The 18,361-nt window shown below is 61.6% G+C and carries 20 protein-coding genes and 1 other RNA gene; 11 read left to right on the top strand and 10 right to left on the bottom strand.

Annotated elements, in window-relative coordinates:
* The first annotated feature begins 10 nt into the window (after positions 1 to 10).
* Positions 11 to 940, top strand: a complete 930-nt coding sequence (gene serB / locus D1227_RS05725; protein ID WP_119404154.1) for a phosphoserine phosphatase SerB — start codon at positions 11 to 13, stop codon at positions 938 to 940.
* Positions 941 to 987: 47 nt separating this feature from the next.
* On the opposite strand, the gene D1227_RS05720 is transcribed toward serB, so the two are convergent.
* Positions 988 to 1,845: a prephenate dehydratase gene (locus D1227_RS05720; protein ID WP_119404303.1), complete on the bottom strand. Its 858-nt coding sequence runs from the start codon at positions 1,843 to 1,845 to the stop codon at positions 988 to 990.
* A 240-nt stretch (positions 1,846 to 2,085) separates the two neighbouring features.
* On the opposite strand from D1227_RS05720, the gene D1227_RS05715 reads away from it, so the two are divergent.
* Positions 2,086 to 2,895: a c-type cytochrome gene (locus D1227_RS05715; RefSeq protein ID WP_158586572.1), complete on the top strand. Its 810-nt coding sequence runs from the start codon at positions 2,086 to 2,088 to the stop codon at positions 2,893 to 2,895.
* A 6-nt stretch (positions 2,896 to 2,901) separates the two neighbouring features.
* On the opposite strand, the gene D1227_RS05710 is transcribed toward D1227_RS05715, so the two are convergent.
* From D1227_RS05710 to hflK, 6 genes are all read right to left on the bottom strand, one after another.
* Positions 2,902 to 3,699 (bottom strand): C40 family peptidase, encoded by a 798-nt coding sequence (locus D1227_RS05710; RefSeq protein WP_233349793.1) that lies wholly within the window; start codon positions 3,697 to 3,699, stop codon positions 2,902 to 2,904.
* A gap of 73 nt (positions 3,700 to 3,772) precedes the next feature.
* The gene (locus D1227_RS05705) at positions 3,773 to 4,147 is read right to left on the bottom strand and encodes a MarR family transcriptional regulator (protein ID WP_233349795.1); all 375 of its coding nucleotides are present in this window, start codon (positions 4,145 to 4,147) and stop codon (positions 3,773 to 3,775) included.
* Positions 4,148 to 4,260: 113 nt separating this feature from the next.
* Positions 4,261 to 5,730: a Do family serine endopeptidase gene (locus D1227_RS05700; protein WP_119374617.1), complete on the bottom strand. Its 1,470-nt coding sequence runs from the start codon at positions 5,728 to 5,730 to the stop codon at positions 4,261 to 4,263.
* A gap of 75 nt (positions 5,731 to 5,805) precedes the next feature.
* A complete protein-coding gene (locus D1227_RS05695) occupies positions 5,806 to 6,003 on the bottom strand; it encodes a DUF2065 domain-containing protein (RefSeq protein WP_119374616.1) in 198 nt (65 codons plus the stop codon).
* Positions 6,004 to 6,030: 27 nt separating this feature from the next.
* Positions 6,031 to 6,930 (bottom strand): protease modulator HflC, encoded by a 900-nt coding sequence (gene hflC, locus D1227_RS05690; RefSeq protein ID WP_119374615.1) that lies wholly within the window; start codon positions 6,928 to 6,930, stop codon positions 6,031 to 6,033.
* Positions 6,931 to 6,933: 3 nt separating this feature from the next.
* A complete protein-coding gene (hflK, locus tag D1227_RS05685) occupies positions 6,934 to 8,085 on the bottom strand; it encodes an FtsH protease activity modulator HflK (protein ID WP_119404151.1) in 1,152 nt (383 codons plus the stop codon).
* Positions 8,086 to 8,175: 90 nt separating this feature from the next.
* Here hflK and D1227_RS05680 point away from each other — a divergent pair, with 90 nt between their 5' ends.
* Positions 8,176 to 9,348 (top strand): Mrp/NBP35 family ATP-binding protein, encoded by a 1,173-nt coding sequence (locus D1227_RS05680; RefSeq protein ID WP_119404150.1) that lies wholly within the window; start codon positions 8,176 to 8,178, stop codon positions 9,346 to 9,348.
* A gap of 31 nt (positions 9,349 to 9,379) precedes the next feature.
* Here D1227_RS05680 and D1227_RS05675 read toward each other — a convergent pair whose 3' ends face one another.
* Both D1227_RS05675 and D1227_RS05670 read right to left on the bottom strand, forming a co-directional pair.
* The gene (locus D1227_RS05675; protein WP_119404149.1) at positions 9,380 to 10,288 is read right to left on the bottom strand and encodes an SMP-30/gluconolactonase/LRE family protein; all 909 of its coding nucleotides are present in this window, start codon (positions 10,286 to 10,288) and stop codon (positions 9,380 to 9,382) included.
* 83 nt (positions 10,289 to 10,371) lie between these two features.
* Entirely contained in the window at positions 10,372 to 10,896 is a 525-nt protein-coding gene (locus D1227_RS05670; protein ID WP_119404148.1) for a dihydrofolate reductase, read from the bottom strand.
* A gap of 123 nt (positions 10,897 to 11,019) precedes the next feature.
* On the opposite strand from D1227_RS05670, the gene D1227_RS05665 reads away from it, so the two are divergent.
* The 3 genes from D1227_RS05665 (at position 11,020) to D1227_RS05655 (ending at position 13,053) form a co-directional block, all read left to right on the top strand.
* Positions 11,020 to 11,733, top strand: a complete 714-nt coding sequence (locus D1227_RS05665) for a VUT family protein (RefSeq protein WP_119374610.1) — start codon at positions 11,020 to 11,022, stop codon at positions 11,731 to 11,733.
* Between the two features lie 72 nt (positions 11,734 to 11,805).
* Positions 11,806 to 12,591 carry an SDR family oxidoreductase gene (locus tag D1227_RS05660; RefSeq protein ID WP_119374609.1) on the top strand — a complete coding sequence of 262 codons (786 nt, stop codon included), beginning with the start codon at positions 11,806 to 11,808 and terminating at the stop codon, positions 12,589 to 12,591.
* Positions 12,592 to 12,702: 111 nt separating this feature from the next.
* Positions 12,703 to 13,053, top strand: coding sequence for a carboxymuconolactone decarboxylase family protein (locus D1227_RS05655; RefSeq protein ID WP_119404147.1), 351 nt, complete (start codon positions 12,703 to 12,705; stop codon positions 13,051 to 13,053).
* An 8-nt stretch (positions 13,054 to 13,061) separates the two neighbouring features.
* Here D1227_RS05655 and D1227_RS05650 read toward each other — a convergent pair whose 3' ends face one another.
* Positions 13,062 to 13,856: a thymidylate synthase gene (locus D1227_RS05650; protein WP_119404146.1), complete on the bottom strand. Its 795-nt coding sequence runs from the start codon at positions 13,854 to 13,856 to the stop codon at positions 13,062 to 13,064.
* A gap of 187 nt (positions 13,857 to 14,043) precedes the next feature.
* On the opposite strand from D1227_RS05650, the gene D1227_RS05645 reads away from it, so the two are divergent.
* From D1227_RS05645 to D1227_RS05625, 5 genes are all read left to right on the top strand, one after another.
* Complete coding sequence (locus tag D1227_RS05645) at positions 14,044 to 15,585, top strand: Tad domain-containing protein (protein WP_119374607.1); 1,542 nt, start codon at positions 14,044 to 14,046, stop codon at positions 15,583 to 15,585.
* 175 nt (positions 15,586 to 15,760) lie between these two features.
* A complete protein-coding gene (locus D1227_RS05640) occupies positions 15,761 to 17,053 on the top strand; it encodes a vWA domain-containing protein (RefSeq protein WP_158586571.1) in 1,293 nt (430 codons plus the stop codon).
* 2 nt (positions 17,054 to 17,055) lie between these two features.
* Positions 17,056 to 17,416, top strand: a transfer-messenger RNA (tmRNA) gene (ssrA, locus tag D1227_RS05635).
* A gap of 82 nt (positions 17,417 to 17,498) precedes the next feature.
* Complete coding sequence (locus tag D1227_RS05630; protein ID WP_119404144.1) at positions 17,499 to 17,693, top strand: hypothetical protein; 195 nt, start codon at positions 17,499 to 17,501, stop codon at positions 17,691 to 17,693.
* 176 nt (positions 17,694 to 17,869) lie between these two features.
* Positions 17,870 to 18,361 (top strand): SspB family protein, encoded by a 492-nt coding sequence (locus tag D1227_RS05625; protein ID WP_119404143.1) that lies wholly within the window; start codon positions 17,870 to 17,872, stop codon positions 18,359 to 18,361.

Genomic DNA, 18,361 nt, shown 5'->3' with positions numbered 1-18,361 from the left:
GACCGCCCGGATGGATGAAAAAACGTCAGATTACAGCCATGTCGCGACAGTTGTGGCACCTGGCGGGGAAAGCCTGCAGCTGGTCGCCGACCGCCTGGAGACCACGCTGCGGGAGGCGGGCGTCACGGACTTTGGGCCGGTCCGCATGCTGAGCGGCGATGGCGCCTTCACCGCGATCGAGCAGGCGGTCAGCCCGGCCGACGCGCCGGCGCTGCGCAATTCGCTCGAAGCGAGTTTCGCCGGCAAGGCCGATGTCTGCATCCTGCCTAGCACTGGCCGGCGCAAGAAGCTGCTTATCTCCGACATGGACTCGACCATCATCGAGCAGGAATGCCTCGACGAGCTGGCAGACTTTGCGGGCCTGAAAGCCGAGATCTCCGCCATCACCGAACGCGCCATGGCCGGCGAGCTGAATTTCGAGGAAGCCCTGCGCGAGCGCGTCGGCATGCTGGAAGGCCTTGGCATTGCCACGCTGGAGACCTGCTACCGCGAGCGGATCACGCTGATGCCGGGTGCGGAGACACTGGTTGCCACGATGAAGGCCGGCGGCGCGCGCTGCGTGCTGGTCTCGGGCGGCTTTACCTATTTCACCTCGCGCATTGCCGAGGCCGCCGGGTTCCATACCCATCAGGGCAATACGCTGCTCGATGACGGCAAGGCGCTGACCGGCAAGGTTCGCGAGCCCATTCTCGGGCGCGAAGCCAAGCTTGCCGCGCTGGAAAGCGAGCGCAAAGCGCTTGGTGTGGCGGCGGATGCGACGCTCGCCATGGGCGACGGCGCCAATGACCTTGCCATGATCGAAGCCTCAGGCCTCGGCGTTGCCTACCGCGCCAAGCCGGTTGTGGCTGCGGCGGCCGATTGCGGCGTGTCGGTCACCGATCTGACGGCGGTGCTGTATTTCCAGGGCTATTCCGACAGTGAGATTGTCTGGGCGGAGTAGGCGCGTCCGGTCCGGCGGCTCTCTCCCCCCAGGCCGACACGCAGGGCCTACCGCGCTGAGCGATACCGCTCCGGATGCGCCGGGAAGACACCGATGATCTTCAGCGAGGTCGAGAAGAAGCCGAGTTCTTCCAGCGCCAGCTGCACATGCCGGTCATCGGGGTGGCCCTCGATCTCGGCATAGAACTGGGTCGCGGTGAAGGAGCCGTCGATCTGGTAGCTTTCCAGCTTGGTCATGTTGACGCCATTGGTCGCAAACCCGCCCATCGCCTTGTATAGCGCGGCCGGGATGTTGCGCACCTGGAACAGGAAGGCCGTCACCGTGGGTCCGTCTTCAGCATCGTGTTCGACCGGCTCGCGCGCCATGATCACGAACCGCGTGGTATTGTGCTCGGCGTCCTCGATATTGCGCGCAAGGATGTCGAGGCCATAGACCTCTGCGGCCAGCTCCGGCGCAATGGCCGCGACAGACGGGTCACCGGTCTCGGCAACGATGCGCGCAGCCCCGGCTGTATCGGCAGCGATTACGGCCTGGATACCATGCTGGCGCAGGAAGTCCCGGCACTGGCCAAGCGCCATCATGTGCGAATGCGCCGTCTTCACCTGTTCGAGGGGCGTGCCGGGCAGCGCCATCAGCTGAAAGCGAATCGGCATGAAGTGCTCAGCGATCATGTGCAGGCTGGTGCCTGGCAGCAGGTGGTGAATGTCGCCCACACGACCGGCAATCGTGTTTTCCACCGGAATCATGGCGAGGTCGGCATCGCCGCGCTCGACCATGGACATGACGTCCTCAAACGTCTTGCAGGCGACGGGCTCAAGGTCGGGATAGGTGTCATTGCAGGCGATATGCGAGTTGGCGCCCGGTTCGCCCTGATAGGCGATCTTGCCTGTTTTGGTGTCGCTCATGGTCGTGCCGTCCTGCTGGAAGGGGCTTTGCGCCCGCAAATCAGCGCCTGCCATGCGCGAGGGCGCGGCGCATTTCAAGGGCCCATTCACCGAATCGGCTTTCCGGGCGATGTCAGGAAGTGCGCCGTTTCGCCGCTATATGCCCCCGCGCATCCTGTGTCGCATGCCGTTATATTGCCAGCGACTCGATAGCGTGCCAGAAGGCGCGCGTTGCAAGATAATCAAACAAGGATGATCCCGATGGGCGATCTCTTCTGGAACAAGGTCTTCGGCGCACTGCTCGCCGTCTTCCTCATCATCATGGGGCTCCAGACGCTGTCTGGCTCGCTTTTCTCGATGGGCGGCGAAGGCGGCCATCATGGCGATGAAGAGCAATCACTCAATGACTGGGCCCATAGCCGGTTTGCCTACTATACCGAGATCGCCGACAGCGGTGGATCCGGACCGGTCGAGGAAGAGGTCTATGACCTTGGCGCCCTTCTCGCGAGTGCCGATGCCAGCAGCGGTGAGCGTGCCTTCAAGGCGAAATGCTCGACCTGCCACACCATTGAGCAAGGCGGCTCGAACGGTACGGGCCCGAACCTGTTCGGCATCATGACAGGCACGCATGCTCACAAGGAAGACTTCGGCTACTCCTCCGCCATGATGGCAACGGCTGGCGAGCCGTGGAACTACGAGAATATCGACCACTGGCTGGAAAATCCGAGCTCCTATATCCGCGGCACGTCGATGGCCTTTGCAGGCCTGCGCCGTGACGATGAGCGTGCTGACGTGATCGCCTATCTGGCCTCCATGACGCCGAACGCACCGGCCTTCCCGGAGCCGCTTCCGGAAGAAGAGCCCGCTGCCGATGAAGGTGAAGCCGGCGAAGGCGAAGCCGTCGAAACGTCGCTGGACGCAGAAACCGTCGAGACCTCGCCAGCCGAAGCGACGGGCGTGATTGAAACGGTCGATTCTGTCGACGGTGCCGAAGGCGACGATGGCAATACCGGAGAAGTCGAACTCGCGCCGGAGGAAACCGTTCCAGCTGAAACGGACGGCGAGGAGTAAGCGCGCCTAGGCCGGCGGCTTTAGCCAGTCCGGCTCGACGCCTCTCATTGCAGACACATCGATACGGCGGGCTCCTATGGGCTCGCCGTATATTTTTGCGATCCGCTCGACCGCACCAGCCAGCGGCTCTTTCTCGGCGGCCATGTGATAGGCATTGTCGTGCAGCAGCGTCTCGCCATCGAGCATGATGCCGACATGGCCTTTCCAGAACACAAGGTCGCCGCGCTTCAGGGCGCCGGGCATCTTCCAGTCGTCAATCGCCGTGCCGCACCAGGCAAACTGCATATCGCTGTCGCGCGGCAGGATCACGCCGCAGGCCAGGAAGGCGGCCCGCGTCAGGCCGGTACAATCAAGACCAAGGCTCTCGCAGCCGCCCCAAAGGTAGGGTGTATGAAGGAAACGCTCTGCAACACCGGCCGGGTCATCCTCATAGACGTCGATGGGCGAGACATGCTGCACCGGCACCCAGCCGGCCCGGTCGACCCGGACGAACTTGCCTTCCTGTCCGGTGACAGGCAGGCGGCTACCCATGGAAACGAGGAAGCGCGGCGCCGATTTCAGGTCGGGCTCCGAATAGACATAGGTGCGCACCACCGACACCTTGTGCGTGGCTTTCAGGACGGGCGCCGAGATCGCCTCGCTGAGCACCCAGCCGACATAGCGGTCGCGGTCCAGCTGGACGAGCGCAAAGTCTCTCTCTTCATGGAAGACCCGCAGTGTTTCACCATGCAGGGCCTGCGTCGTCATCTCCGCGTCGGCGCGCGCTTCGGCCCGTACGGCCGCGACGCCGGCGCTCACCTGCATGGGCGTACCGCTTTCCCCCGCTGGGGGCGTCAGTCTTGAATCGTCATAGTCTGGCATGATGGCCGCGAGATAATCACGCAGCGGCAGACTTGGCCACAGGCGCAGGCTGGCCGATATCCTTGCCGGCAGCGGCCGCGGCGATCAGGCCGGCAAAATCGCGCAGCCAGTCGAGACCATCCGGCGTACGCTCGATGAAAACGCTGCGAAGATCATTCTCGTCGCGGCGGCGGCGGACAAAGCCCGCCTTCTCCAGCGTATCGATGGCGCGCGTGACGGCCGGTTTGGCGAGGTTGAGGTCAGCGGCCAGACCGCGGACTGTGTGCGGACCAGCCTGCAGCGCGACCGTCATGAAGATAGCCTGCTGACGGGCCGACAGGTCGAGTTCACAGGTGCGCACATAGGAGGATACGGCGCGACGCCAGAGGTCGAGGGACTGTCTCTCACTCATCGCCATTCGAGATTCTCCTGTCTTTGCGCAGATTCTGTTTGACTCAAGCGAATCAGAATCTGATTTGCGCAAAGCGTAAAGAGTCCCTTAATGCCAGCGATGTGGATAAGTTTTTAGCGCTTTGTTTCGATAGTAAAAAACATTGTCTGACCACCGCGCCAGACGCGTATGAGCAGATTCTCGCCGGGCGGTGTGGAGTCCGGTCCGAGGATTTCATAGGCGTCTTCGAGAGACGAAATCCGCTCAAAAGCCATCTCCGTGATGACGTCACCCTTGCGCAGTTTTCCAAAGCTCGGCCCGTTCGCGGCAACCGAGTTGACGAGCACCCCGGCGACATCGCGCGCTATGCCATAGCGCCGGCGCGCATCGTCATCGATCTCGCGAAGTTCGGCGCCAATCGGGTTCTGCGCCAGCGCATTCTCGGGCAGCGGCTCGCGCGCTTCCTCGGCCGTGTTCGACTCAAGCTCGCCAACGGTGAAGCTCACGGTTCGGCGCTTGCGGTCGCGGACGATGTCGACGCTGACCTCGCTGCCAATTTCCGTCTCGGCGACGACGCGTGACAGGCCGCGCACATTCTCGACCATCTTGCCATCGAAGCTCAGGACGAGGTCGCCGACTTCGAAGTCGGCCTTCGCAGCCGGACCGCCATCATCGATCGAGGTGATAATGACGCCCTTGGGCTCCTTCACGCCATAGGCGTCGGCAATGCCCTGGTCGATGCCCTGGACGTTGACGCCGAACCAGCCGCGCCGCGGATGGCCATATTCGAGAATCTGGCCGGCAACGGAGCTGACCAGATTTGACGGGATCGAGAAGCCGAGACCGACCGATCCGCCCGTCGGCGAAATGATCGCAGTGTTCACGCCGATAACCTCACCATTCAGGTTGAACAGCGGACCGCCGGAATTACCCCGATTGATCGCCGCGTCGGTCTGGATGAAATCGTCATAGCGCCCGGACTGGATGTCCCGGTTGCGCGCTGAAATGATACCGGCCGAGACCGACCCGCCAAAGCCGAACGGGTTGCCGATGGCCATCACCCAGTCGCCCACCTCGGCCGCATCGCTGTCAGCGAAATCGACAAAGGGCAGCGGGTCATCGCTGGTCACCTTGAGCACGGCGACATCGGTTTCAGGATCGGTGCCGACCAGTTCGGCCTTCAGCGTGCGGCCAGAATTGAAGACCACATTGATCTCGTCGGCATCCTCGATGACGTGATTGTTGGTGATGACGGTGCCATCGGCGGAAATAACGAAGCCGGAGCCAAGCGAGCCTTCACGGCGGAACCCTTCCGGATCGCGCCCGAAAAACTCGTTGAACCGCTCCAGCGGCGAGCCGTCCGGAAATTCCGGCAGGCCTTCAGGCGCAACAGTCTGGCTGGTCGTGATATTCACAACGGCCGGCATCAGCCGCTTGGCAAGCCTTGAGAAGGATTCCGGCGCCTGCTTCTGGTCGATGACCGAGGAGGTATCCGACAGCGAGCTATCCGCCTGCGACAGGCGTTCGGACTGGGCGCTCGCTGGCAACCCCATCAGGAGACACCCTGCAGCACCTGCCAGAATGCTTGCCGCGTAGCGTTTCATTATCGCTCTCCGATTGTCGATCACGGATGAAGGTTCACACACAACTATGGCGCTTCGCGGGCAAAGCGCAACGCGTCAGAAAAGGCGGATTGCAGCATAGAAAAGGACAAGACCGAGAATGGCCGACCAGATGCCCCCGCTTCTTACGCTTTCCGTCGGAAGGCGTGACAGCCACTCTGCCATGCGCCGCATCGTTTCCGGCGCGGCCGCGTAGAGGATGCCTTCCAGCGCGAACCAGAGGCCGATGGCGGCAAGGATGATCTGCCATGTCATGGCATGAGCTCCCTTGCCGCCAGAGGCTTACCGGTTCACCCGGCCATTCTCGCGCGCCTCGGTGATGAAGTCATTGCAGAGGCCCAGCTGGTCCGGGCCGACAACGATCCGCGTGCCTTCGGTGAAGGCCTGCTCGCAGGCGATCAGGGCCCGCTGGAAGCGGAAGAATTCCGGATCACGCTCATAGGCCTGGGCGTAGATCTCGTTCCGCTTGGCGTCGCCTTCACCCCGAATTTCTTCAGATTGCTGGCGCGCCTCGGCGAGGATAACGGTCCGCTCGCGTTCAGCGCGGGCACGAACCGCACGCGCGCGTTCATCGCCCTCGGCACGGATCTGCTCGGCTTCCTGGTTCCGGGTGGCTTCCATCCGGCGGAAGACGCGCTCGGACACATCGTCCGGCAGGTCGGCCCGGCGGATACGCACATCGATGATCTCGATGCCCCGGCCGGAGATGTTATTGGCCAGGTTGTCACGGATTTCGTCCATCAGCTCGGACCGCTGGCCGGAAATGATGTCTTCCGGCAGGCGAGAGGCGAGCGCGTTACGAATGGCCGCATCGGTGAAGTTCTGCATCTGCTCGCGCGCTTCGCGCTCGGTGCCGAGACGCTGGTAGAAGGCGAGCGGGTCATCGATCTGCCAGCGCACGAACGCATCGACGATCAGCTGTTCCTGGTTCGATGCATAGGCTTCGATGTCGCTGACATTGAGGCCCAGATTGCGCCGGTCATAGGTGACGACGTTCTGGATCAGCGGGATCTTGAACTTCAGGCCCGCTTCGTCGGTGCCCGGTTCATTATAGGCTTCAACCGCAGCACCCACCTGGAGCAGGAGAACCTGCTTGCGCTGGTCCACGATGAAGAACGAATTCAGCGCGACAATAACCGCGATGACGATGGCGACGAGGCCGAGAATACCAAGTGATCTCATGGTCTAGTTCCCCCCGGTTCTGCGGTTCATGGCATCCAGCGGCAGGTAGGGCACTGCGCCGGAATCGCTGTCGAGGATCAGCTTGTCGCTGCGATTGAGGACACGTTCCATGGTCTCCAGATACATGCGTTCGCGCGTCACCTGCGGTGCCTGGAGATACTCATCCAGGATCTGCGTGAAGCGGTTCGCCTGACCGGTCGCATCGGCAATCACCTGCTCGCGGTACGCTTCGGCATCCTGCAGGATCTGCTGGGCCGCACCACGGGCACGCGGGATGATGTCATTGGCGTACTTGTTGGCTTCCTGCACGGCGCGTTCGGCATCCTGACCGGCATTCACCACGTCGATAAAGGCCGGACGCACGGGCGCCGGCGCTTGGGCTTCCTGGATCTCGACGTTGAGGATCTGCACACCGGCGCGATAATCGTTAAGCAGGGCTTCGAGCTGCGAGCGCACCTCGTTCTGAAGCTCTGCACGGCCTGTGGTGATGATGTCGTCCAGGTTGGACTTGCCGACGACTTCACGCATCACCGACTCGGCTGCTGCCTTCACCAGCTCTCCGCCATCATCCACGTTGAGGATGAAGTTTTCCGGGTCTTCCTCATCGTAATACCAGAAGACGCGGAATTGGACGTCGACGATATTCTCGTCGCCGGTCAGCATCAGGCGCTCGTCACTGTCATTGCCGATCTGCGTGACCTGCTGGCGTTCGGACGGCATGATCTCATGCGTCTCGATCGGTGTCGGCAGGTGCACGTGCAGGCCTGGCGGGAAATTCTTCTGCCATTCGCCGAAGCGGAAGACAGCGGCGCGTTCGCCTTCGTCCACGACCACAACACCGGTAAAGAGCCAGGCGATGATGGCCGCGAAGCCAAGCACCGCAAAACCAAACGGGCCGAGGCCAGAGCCACCGCCACCACGGCCGCCGCCGCCACCGCCCGAACCGCGTCCTCGGCGGAAACGTTCCTGCATACGGCGCATCTGTTCTTCCAGGTCGGGGCGGTTACCACCGCCGCCGCCTCCACCGGAGCCGCCTTGGCCTCCCGAGCCGCCTGGCCGAGACCAGGGGGAATCGCTTCCCTTCTTGCCGGAACCCCACGGGCTTCCGTTGCCCTTGGACGAACCTTCGCCGTCCTTGTTTTCATTCCAGGGCATTGCCCCTCCTTCATGACTGTCCGTCTATGGCCATATAGGCATTGCGCAGATATGTGCATCCCCAGCGCTTCGCATCAAGGAGTAACGCTCATGTTTCGTGGCAAGCCGCGACAATCCGACAAGCTTGAGACCGCGATTCGCCGCGCACTCGGCGAGCCGGCATGGCTGCAGGGCCTGCGTATCAAGGAAGATGGCGCGGTCACGCTGATCATTGAGGCCGACCCTGCCAATATGGATGAGGCCGAGACCCGCCGGGTCGAGGCCGAGGCACGCGCAATGAATGTGAAGGGCGTAACCAGCGCGCAGGCCATGCTGACCGCCGAACGCCAACCCGGTCAGCCCTCCCCCGCGCATTCAGAGGCCCCGCCACGTCCCGGCAGCCAGCGCGTGCGCAAGGGCGCGCGCCTTTCTGACGAGGCAATTTCACAGGGCCAGCCCGGCCAGCCGGCAACCGGCAAGGTCCCGGGCATTTCGCGCATCCTGGTGGTCGCCAGCGCCAAGGGCGGGGTCGGCAAGTCGACCGTGGCGGTAAACCTTGCCGCCGCCTTCGCAAAGCTCGGCCTCAGGACAGGCCTTCTGGATGCCGACATCTATGGCCCGAGTGCGCCCACCATGCTGGGAACGGGCGATGCCCAGCCGGCTTCGAACGAGGCCGGAAAGCTCATTCCAGTGAAGGCGCACGGCATCCACTCACTCTCCATTGGCTATCTGTCGGACCCCGACTCCCCGATGATCTGGCGCGGGCCGATCGTCATGTCGGCGATCACGCAGATGCTGAATGATGCCGCCTGGGGCACGCCGGAAGATCCGCTCGACCTCCTCATCATCGACACGCCGCCGGGCACGGGCGATGCGCAGCTGACGATTGCCCAGCGCGTCCCGGTGACGGCCGCCGTGCTGGTGACGACGCCGCAGGAGGTCGCCCTCGCCGATGTGCGCCGCGGCGCGGCCATGTTCGCGAAGACGGCCGTGCCGGTGCTTGGCGTGATCGAGACGATGAGCTGGTTCGAGGACCCGGCCGGCAACCGCCACTACCTGATGGGTGAAGGCGGCGGGCAGAAAACCGCCGATGCGCTCGGCCTGCCTCTGCTTGGCCAGCTGCCGATCCTGAACGAGATCCGCGAGGGCGGCGACATCGGTCAGCCTGCCGCGATCGGTGACGGCGTCTCGGCGGGCCTCTTCCACGAGATCGCCCGCGCGGTCGCGCTCAATCTTGACAGCCTTCAGACCAAGGCCCCGCCGAAGATCATCTTCGAGGACTGATCAGGCGCGGCCCTCGCCGGCAGACGCCGGACTAGGCGTTGAAATTCAGCTTCAGACCCGGTTCCGGCCAGCGGCATTTGATGAGCTTGCCCGTGCCCGACAGGGTCACATAAGCGTCCATCATGTCCTCCCCGCCAAAGGCGATATTGGTCACGAAGGGGTCCGGAAAGGCGATGTGGCTGTGGCTGCCATCCGGCTTCACCGTGGTGATGCCGCCCTGCAGGATCGTGGCAACGCAGACATTGCCGGCTGCCGAGATGGCGAGGCTGTCGAAATAACGAAGGTCGGACATGCCCGTGACAAGCCGGCCCTTGGTGAAGGGTGTCGCCTGCTTTGCAACGCCCGGGCTTTCCAGGTCGTAGGCCCAGACGCGGGCCGTCATCGTGTCGGCGAAATAGACCGTCTTCTCATCCGGCGACAGGCCGATACCGTTTGGCGAGATGTGATTGTAGTCGAGCTCCTGCACCACGTCGGAGCCAGCCGCCATGAAGTAGATGCCGCCTGTATCGCGATGGGTGGAATAGGTCTTGCCGAGGTCGGTGAAATAGAGGTTCCCGGCCTTGTCGAAGACGAGATCGTTCGGCCCCATCAGCGGCCGGTCAGCGCAATGGGTCGCCACCACCTCGACCTTTCCGGAAGACAGGTCGATCCGCTCGATGCGTCCGCCGGAATAGTCGTCCGGGGCATGGCCCGGGATCAGCAGGCCATCGCGCTCATGATAGACGAAACCGCCGTTATTCGTGCACCAGAGCGCGCCATCCGGCCCGATCGCAAGGCCATTCGGCCCGCCGCCTGGCTCCGCGATCACCTCTTTCTTGCCGCCTGCCCAGCAACGCGTGATCTTCCTGCTCTCGATCTCGACCACGATAACCGAGCCGTCGGACATGACGACCGGCCCTTCCGGAAACCGCAACCCCTCGGCGATGACTTCGAATTCCATGGCGATCTTCCCTCCGCTCAGTCTTTTCTCGACTTAGCGTGCTGCGCGGCAGGCCGGCGTTCAAGCCGGTCCGTCGGGGAAAGTTACGAGCGTATTCGCTCAAGTACACGCAATTTGAAGGCGTGATCGTTCCGCTCACTTTTCTCGAAGGATTTCGTCGCGACTTCGCGGAACTGCGACTCGTCAAACTCGGGAAACGACACGTCGCCGTCCACATCGGCATCGATCTCGCTGATATACAGGATATCGGCCATGGGCAGCGCCCGCTCATAGAGCGACTGACCGCCAATGATGAAGACTTCCTGCTCGCCATTGCGGGCCGCAATGGCCTTGGCCGAGTTGATGGCGGCATTGAGATTGGAATAGACCCGCGCGCCCTCGGCGGCATATTCCCAGTCACGCGTGATGATGATGTTCTGCCGCCCGGGTAGCGGCCGCTTTGGCAAGCTTTCCCAGGTGTGGCGCCCCATGATGATCGGCTTGCCGATTGTGGTCTGCTTGAACAGGGCGAGATCGTCGGACAGCTTCCATGGAAGACCTCCATTCTTGCCAATGATCCCATTGCGCGCCCGCGCGACAATCATTGACAGTTTGACCGGTTCTTCCATCTAAATTCCTCGTGCGTTGCGTCGGCTTCTGCCGCGCTTTAACCTGGATCAAGCGCAAGACTTTAAGCTGGTCTTCAAGGCCCAATCAACAGCAACTATTACAGTCAAACAAAGATTCAACCCATGATGGATGCCTGGAACAGCCTGCTTAACGCCATAACAAATAGTCAGCCGGAAAACCTTTTCCCAGTACTATTGGGACTTACCGCAACGTTTTCCCTGATATACTACTTCCGCGGCAGGTTTTGGGCCTTCCTGTACTTCGCAACCATCCCCTTTCTGAACTGGTCTTTCGGCGTCGTGGACAGCTTTACTTTGGCGCCGCCCGGCGAGATGTTCGAGCGTGGGATCGAGCTTCACCCGCTAACGGTCGTGACGGGCCTGGTTTTTGTCTTCCGCGACTTTGTCCAACGCCAGATGGGTCACCGGGTCCTCATTGTGATGGCCCTCGCGATTGCCTGGTCGTTCTACTACGCCTGGCCTGTCATCGCGCTGGCGTCCGGAATTGCCTTCGCCATTTCCGAGATCACGGACTGGTTGATCTTCACCTTCACCCGATACCGGCTTTCGACCCGGATCATCCTGTCGAGCGCCGTTGCCGCGCCGGTGGATACGACGATTTTCCTCTATGGCGCCGACCTCGCCCGCCAGATGAAACTCGGCGACGAGCCGGGCAACATGCTTCACCTGGCCAACTGGATCGTCTTCGTCGTCGGCAAGATGATCGGGGCGGTCATCATCTCCTACATGATCCGCCAGCGCGAGAAAGCCGGCGATATCGACCCCTACGACGATGATGGCTTCACGCCAGAGCCGAAACCGGCCGTCGCCGATTAACGCGGCGACAGTGCTTCCGTCCTGCACGGCCGACGCCTAATCATGGACAAAGCCATACAGGGAGGACACTTCATGAAACTCGGATCAGACACACCTGCCATCGTGACCGGCGGCGCATCCGGCCTCGGCCGGGCAACGGCCGAAGCGCTCGCCGCCAAGGGCGTCAAGGTCGCCATTTTCGACATCCAGGAAGACAAGGGCGAAGAGGTCGCCAAATCCATCGGCGGCATCTTCTGCAATGTGAACATTCTCGACGAGGACTCCTGCGAGGCCGGGTTCGAGAAAGCCCGGGCAGCGCATGGCCAGGAGCGGGTCACCGTTCATTGCGCGATGACATCCGGGCGCGGCAAGACGCTGTCCTTCGACAAGGAGACGATGAAGTACAAGCGCACGCCGACCGAGATGTATGACCGCGGCGCGCAAGGCATTCTTGTCTCGTCCTACCGCATCGCGTCCATGTCGGCGCTCGGCATGGCGAACTCCGAACCGCTTAATGATGATGGCGAACGCGGCTGCATCACGCTGACGGCGTCTGTTGCGGCCCAGGACGCGCAGATCGGCCAGGTCATCTACGGCTCGTGCAAGGCGGGCGTGAACGGGCTGGTGCTGCCCATGGCGCGGGACCTCATGGATATCGGCATCCGCGTCAACTCGATCATGCCAGGCATTTTCGCCACCCCGCTGATGCTCGGCGCCCCGCAGAAGGTGCTGGACAGTCTCGCCGCGTCGGTGCCGTTCCCCAAACGCCTCGGCAAGCCGGACGAGTTCGGTTCGCTGGCCGTGGAGATCGCCAGCAACACCTATCTCAACGGTCACAATTTCCGTCTCGATGGCGCGATCCGGATGGCCCCACGCTAGGCCCTGCCAGCCGCCCGCCACCTGCCGGGCCCCGTAATGTCCCTTATGGTCAGCCGCATGGTCTCCCGGTGAGATCGGCGGCAGACCAGATGGAAGAAAGGGACTCGGCTGATGGCAACGGGTAAAAAGGACTTCAAGGCAATCACCGACGGCGTCAATGAGGGCCTTGCCGGCCTGCGCGACATGGCCGGCGATACGCTTTCCGCCTTCAGCGGGCTATCGAAAGCGGCCAATGCCGACGGCGCGATCGATCACAAGACCAAGGAACTCATTGCGCTTGCCATCGGCGTCGCCAAGCAGTGCGATGCCTGTATCGGCTTTCACACGAAAGCGCTGAAAAAGCTTGGCGCGAGCGATCAGGAAGTCGCCGATACACTTGGCGTGTGCGTTTACATGGGTGGCGGCCCGTCGCTGATGTATGCCGCCGATGCCTGGACGGCCTGGACGCAGCTGAAGGACTAAATGGTGAATCAGACCGCCACGGGCGCCTTGATGTGCTTGTGGGCCTGATAGCCAACGAGTTCGAAATCCTCATACGTCCATGAGAAGAGATCGGTCTTCTCCGGGTTGAGGATCATTTTCGGCGGCGAAAACGGCTCCCGCGTGAGCTGCAGTTTGGCCTGCTCGATATGGTTTGAGTAAAGGTGCGCGTCGCCGAGCGTATGAACGAACTCGCCCGGCTGGAGACCTGTGGCGCGGGCCATCATCATCGTCAGCAGCGCATAAGACGCAATATTGAACGGCACGCCGAGGAAGATGTCCGCCGAGCGCTGGTAGAGCTGGCAGGAGAGCTTTCCGTCAGCGACAAAGAACTGGAACAGGCAGTGGCAGGGCGGCAGCGCCATCTCGTTGACGTCAGCCGGATTCCAGGCCGAGACGACGAGGCGGCGCGAATTCGGGTTGGTCTTTATTTCGTTCAGCACCCATTCGATCTGGTCGATCGTGCGCCCGTCCGGGGCCGCCCATGAGCGCCATTGCTTGCCATAGACCGGGCCAAGGTCGCCATTCTCGTCGGCCCACTCATCCCAGATGGAGACGCCGTTCTCTTTCAGATAGGCGATATTGGTGTCGCCCCTCAGGAACCAGAGCAGCTCGTGGATGATGGAGCGAAGATGAAGCTTCTTCGTCGTGAGCAGCGGAAAACCATCGGACAGGTCGAACCGCATCTGGCGGCCGAACACGCCGAGCGTGCCGGTCCCCGTCCGGTCGCCGCGCGCGACGCCGTTGTCGAGGACGTCCTGAAGGAGATCGTGATATTGGCGCATGTCGGGTTGAAGATTTGCCGAGTCTTGCGCGTGTGTCCAGCACCCCCGGCAAGCATTGCACAGCTTCCGACATCTTAACGCACTCTAAACCAAAACCGCGAACTTACCGGCCCCGCTCAAATTCGGCCTAAACCCCGTTGCTGTATTGACACGACATCGAACATACGCCGTGGCCGGAGCCAAAAAAATGCCGAAACTGTTGCCAGTCACCACCTCTTTCCGCCGAAATGAGCGCGGAAACGTCGCCATGATCTTCGCGCTCGCCCTGATCCCAATGCTGATCGTGGCCGGCTTCGCTATCGACGCTCAGCTCGCCTTCTCGAAAAAGGACAAGATCCAGTATGCTGTCGACTCTGCCGTCCTGGCGGGTGCGCGGATGATGCAGTCCACCAGCGACCAGAAAGCCGTCACCAAGCATTCCCGCGATTATTTCGCGGCCATCATGTCGAACGAGAACGAGGATTTGACCTGCGATACGCTCGTGATCGACTTTTCGGCGCCGGAAGAAATCACAGGCAATGTCACCTGCTACCAGCCAACCACGCTGATGAACCTGATCGGCCGCACCAAGGTCCAGATCAACACGACGAGCGTTGCGACCTACGGCACGGGCCGGGTCGATGTCTCGTTCGTCTTTGACGTGTCAGGTTCAATGAACTCCTGGGGCCGCATCTACGACCTCAAGGAAGCTGCCAAGGCCGCCGCAGAGACGCTCCTGCCGGAACCGGGCTCCTCCAGCGATGGCGACGTACGCATCGCCATGGTCGCCTATAACAGCATGGTCAATGCCGGTCCCTATTTCGAGGAAGTCACCGGCCTGAAAAAGAACCGCTGGCACTCCGAAGACGTCACGACGACCGAATGGGAAAAACAGGAAGTCGAAAAGGAAGGCTGGTACCGCGAATGCGACTATGTTTGCACGCGCTATGCAGGCCGCAGCGGCAACTGCAAGGACTGGGATTACCAGTGCGAATGGGAGTACGGGACCTATACCGAAGAGGATTGGGTCCAGGTCGAGACCACCAAGAACGAGCGCAAGAAGATCAGCTCGACCTGTGTCTACGAACGCGGTGGCGACCACGCCTTCGACAATGCGCAGCCCGAACAAATCGACAATAAGGACCGCGTGTCCGAACTCGGGTCGGGCGAATACAATGCCCAGTCGAGCAGCGCCAACACCAGCGCCTTCCTGGCCGCAAGCCACCTCTACTGGAATAAAAATCGTGAGCGCTGGTACGATAATGGCGATGGCGACTGCCTTAACATTGAACCCTTTCCGCTCAGCCACAACGCCACGCAGATCGAAAAATATATCGATAATCTTTATGCGAGCGGCGGCACGGCCGGTCACCAGGGCGTTGCCTGGGGCTGGTACCTGATCAGCGAGGAATGGGGCGACATCTTCACCGGCAATGGCGAGCCGCTCAGCCAGAGCGAGCCCGACGTGACCAAGGCGATGATCGTCATGACTGACGGGGAGTTCAACTCGCAATTCTTCGGCGGACAGGGCAACTCGACCAAGCAGGCCAAGAATTTGTGCGACGCGATCAAGGAAGACGATGTCATCATCTACACGGTCGCGTTCCAGGCCCCTCAGGCTGGCAAGGACGTGCTGAGCTACTGCGCCTCGGGCCCCGAATTCTACTTCAACGCCGAAAACGGCCAGGAACTGATGGAAAGCTACAACGCCATCGCAACCTCCATTTCGGACCTGCGCATCTCCTTCTAAGCATACAAGAACGATGCAGGAGCCGGTCAGGGTTAATCAGCCCCTGCCCGGCTCTTCGCAATTTGCGTGCCCGGTTCAATGCAGTGTCAAGGCGCGATCAGCCAAGATGATCCTGTCCTCGGAAGAGGGAAGAAGGGGTCTTGCAATGTCCGTCCGGATAAGGACCAAGCCAGAAATGTCACGCTTCGCCGGCATGCTCAGCCGTGGCGGTCAGCGGCTGCGCAGTCTCCCGTCGGTGGATCGCGGGCAGATGGCGATCCTGCTGGCCCTGTCGGTGATCCCGATTGCGCTCGTCACCGGCTTTGCCATCGACTTCCAGATGCTCACCACCAAGAAGAACAAGGCGCAGTACAATCTCGATTCTGCCGTCATCGCGGGCACGCGGGCCCTGCGCGAAGGGACCGGCCAGGCAGAGGTCAAATCGCTGGTACAAAACTACTTCCTGGCCGCCCTGGCCAACACCGATTCATTCCTGACCTGCGAAAGCCCTGAAGTCGTTATCGACCAGACCGATGTGGTAGGAACAACCAGCTGCTCGATGAGCACGACCCTTTCGGCGATTGCCGGGGTCGAGCAGATGAGCTTCGAAATCACCACCGCGACGACCTATGGCATCGGCAAGGTGGACGTTGCTTTCGTGTTTGACGTATCCGGATCCATGGGGGGCTCGCGGATCGAAGACCTGAAGGCCGCTGCCCACGATGCGGTCGACACGCTGCTACCGGACAATCCTCCGGCGGGACAGGAAGACGATATCCGGCTGTCCATGGTCGCCTATAATGGCGCCTTCAATGCCGGCAGCTACTTCGAGGCCGTGACGGGCGAGTCGCCGAACCGGACCGATACCTATTGGAGCCATTACTGGAACACCTGGCGCACGCGTAACTACACCACAACGTGCGTCTTCGAACGCGGCGGCGACGAAGCCTTCACCGATGCGCTGCCCGGCTCAGGACAGTACCTGATGGCCGCGGGATACAATCAGCGCAATGATTGCAGCGGCGCCGCGCCGCTGGAGCTGACCAGCGATGAACAGCCCCTGGACGATTATATCGACGCCCTCAGCGCTGGCGGCTACACGGCAGGCCATCTCGGTGTGGCCTGGGGCTGGTACATGATCTCACCGAACTGGACCTCGCTGCTGCCAACGGACTCCGCGCCGCTGCCCTATGACGAGCCCGACAGCGCCAAGGCGCTGATCCTGATGACGGATGGTGATTTCAACACGGTCGGCGACTATGACAACGGCTCGTCCAGCTGGCAGGCCAAACAGCTCTGCGACGAGATCAAGCGCCAGGACATCGTCATCTATTCTGTCGCCTTCCAGGCACCGTCGGGCGGACGCGAGGTGCTGAAATATTGCGCGAGCGGCGAAGAGAACTTCTTCACCCCGGAAGACGGCCAGCAACTGATCGATGCCTACCAGTCGATCGCCACGTCGATTTCCGATCTGCGCCTGACAAGCTGACCCCCCTTTATGAGGCGGACCAAAGCGCCTATATCCATGATGTCCCCTCGGGGACTATGGCGATAAACGCGCGTGTAATAAGCGGTTCGGACCCGGGGGCGGTACCCGGCGGCTCCACCAAACATCCTCCGGTCATTGGGCGGACTGGTATGGGGCCGAAACAGGATCGACGGACGTGTAAAGACGATGCTTTCGCCCGGCCGAGCTCCGTTAGAAGCTCATCTCAACATAGTTGCCAATGACAACTTTGCTGAAGGTGAACTGATGGCCGCGTAAGCGGTCGGTAAGTGAACCGAACTTAACTCCTGGGGCTTCAGCGCCTCAGGCGGGGCCCGGAGGCGCCTGGCAACAGAAGCCTCCACCTTATTTCCCGCATCGGACAATCATTTGCCGCCGGAACAGCCCGCCCGGCCCGGCGTTCTCCTGCCAAACCAGGAGAAAGACCATGTCATCCTTCACAATTTTCGCCATCGGCTATGCCATCCTGATCGCCGGACTGGCCTGGGGCGCCTTTGCGCTCGGCGTTTCCGGGCAATGGATTGCCATAGGATCGGTCATCCTTGCCGGAATTGGCATCATCACAGGGGTAACATCGACCCGCAGGCGGGATAAAACCGATGCATCCATGAAAGAAGGCTAGGCGAGCCAGCGCCCCTACTGTAATATGGCAGGCGTTGCCAATGGGACGCGGCAACGAACAATTTGGCCATACACGCAGTGGCGCGAACGTGGTCCGCGGGGATCGCTTGATGAATGAAGCGTGTTGAATGCTGACGCGCAGGCCTTAAAAGGGTCTCGGGAAAGGGAATGGGCTGAATGACAGACTACATTGGCTATGAAGCTTTGACCCAGGCGGCCATGCGCGGCGTCGTGCGTGAAGCACTGCGCGAGACTGCGCGCAACAAGACGGCACCGGGCGAACACCACTTCTATATCACGTTCCGGACGAAGGCGCCGGGCGTGAAGATGGCCGAGCATCTGGTCGAGCGATTCCCCGACGAGATGACAATTGTCATCCAGCACCAGTTCTGGGATCTCGAAATCTTCGACGGCCACTTCGAGGTGATTCTGAAATTCAACGGCGTGCCACAGCACCTGTCCATTCCGTTCGCGGCCATGACCCGTTTCGTTGATCCGTCCGTCAATTTCGGCCTGTCCTTCGAGCGTAGCGACAAGGCGACCGGCCAGGACGTGGTGGCGCCGGCCGCCGCCGATGAGCCCGCGCATCAGCCGGAAGAGGCCAAGCGTGCATCGGGTGACCAGGGCGCCGGGACGGTGGTCAATATCGACGCGTTCCGCCGGAAATAG

The organism is Henriciella mobilis (assembly GCF_003576315.1).
GTDB classification, from domain to species: domain Bacteria; phylum Pseudomonadota; class Alphaproteobacteria; order Caulobacterales; family Hyphomonadaceae; genus Henriciella; species Henriciella mobilis.
The sequence above is the reverse complement of the archived record's forward strand: the minus strand, read 5'-3'. Positions and strand labels throughout refer to the sequence as shown.

What these genes read in the sequence shown, in the direction of transcription:
- serB (WP_119404154.1), top strand. Translation starts at nt 11, where the DNA reads ATGGATGAAAAAACGTCAGATTACAGCCATGTCGCGACAGTTGTGGCA.
- D1227_RS05720 (WP_119404303.1), bottom strand. Translation starts at nt 1,845, where the DNA reads ATGAGCGACACCAAAACAGGCAAGATCGCCTATCAGGGCGAACCGGGC.
- D1227_RS05715 (WP_158586572.1), top strand. Translation starts at nt 2,086, where the DNA reads ATGGGCGATCTCTTCTGGAACAAGGTCTTCGGCGCACTGCTCGCCGTC.
- D1227_RS05710 (WP_233349793.1), bottom strand. Translation starts at nt 3,699, where the DNA reads ATGCAGGTGAGCGCCGGCGTCGCGGCCGTACGGGCCGAAGCGCGCGCC.
- D1227_RS05705 (WP_233349795.1), bottom strand. Translation starts at nt 4,147, where the DNA reads ATGAGTGAGAGACAGTCCCTCGACCTCTGGCGTCGCGCCGTATCCTCC.
- D1227_RS05700 (WP_119374617.1), bottom strand. Translation starts at nt 5,730, where the DNA reads ATGAAACGCTACGCGGCAAGCATTCTGGCAGGTGCTGCAGGGTGTCTC.
- D1227_RS05695 (WP_119374616.1), bottom strand. Translation starts at nt 6,003, where the DNA reads ATGACATGGCAGATCATCCTTGCCGCCATCGGCCTCTGGTTCGCGCTG.
- hflC (WP_119374615.1), bottom strand. Translation starts at nt 6,930, where the DNA reads ATGAGATCACTTGGTATTCTCGGCCTCGTCGCCATCGTCATCGCGGTT.
- hflK (WP_119404151.1), bottom strand. Translation starts at nt 8,085, where the DNA reads ATGCCCTGGAATGAAAACAAGGACGGCGAAGGTTCGTCCAAGGGCAAC.
- D1227_RS05680 (WP_119404150.1), top strand. Translation starts at nt 8,176, where the DNA reads ATGTTTCGTGGCAAGCCGCGACAATCCGACAAGCTTGAGACCGCGATT.
- D1227_RS05675 (WP_119404149.1), bottom strand. Translation starts at nt 10,288, where the DNA reads ATGGAATTCGAAGTCATCGCCGAGGGGTTGCGGTTTCCGGAAGGGCCG.
- D1227_RS05670 (WP_119404148.1), bottom strand. Translation starts at nt 10,896, where the DNA reads ATGGAAGAACCGGTCAAACTGTCAATGATTGTCGCGCGGGCGCGCAAT.
- D1227_RS05665 (WP_119374610.1), top strand. Translation starts at nt 11,020, where the DNA reads ATGATGGATGCCTGGAACAGCCTGCTTAACGCCATAACAAATAGTCAG.
- D1227_RS05660 (WP_119374609.1), top strand. Translation starts at nt 11,806, where the DNA reads ATGAAACTCGGATCAGACACACCTGCCATCGTGACCGGCGGCGCATCC.
- D1227_RS05655 (WP_119404147.1), top strand. Translation starts at nt 12,703, where the DNA reads ATGGCAACGGGTAAAAAGGACTTCAAGGCAATCACCGACGGCGTCAAT.
- D1227_RS05650 (WP_119404146.1), bottom strand. Translation starts at nt 13,856, where the DNA reads ATGCGCCAATATCACGATCTCCTTCAGGACGTCCTCGACAACGGCGTC.
- D1227_RS05645 (WP_119374607.1), top strand. Translation starts at nt 14,044, where the DNA reads ATGCCGAAACTGTTGCCAGTCACCACCTCTTTCCGCCGAAATGAGCGC.
- D1227_RS05640 (WP_158586571.1), top strand. Translation starts at nt 15,761, where the DNA reads ATGTCACGCTTCGCCGGCATGCTCAGCCGTGGCGGTCAGCGGCTGCGC.
- D1227_RS05630 (WP_119404144.1), top strand. Translation starts at nt 17,499, where the DNA reads ATGTCATCCTTCACAATTTTCGCCATCGGCTATGCCATCCTGATCGCC.
- D1227_RS05625 (WP_119404143.1), top strand. Translation starts at nt 17,870, where the DNA reads ATGACAGACTACATTGGCTATGAAGCTTTGACCCAGGCGGCCATGCGC.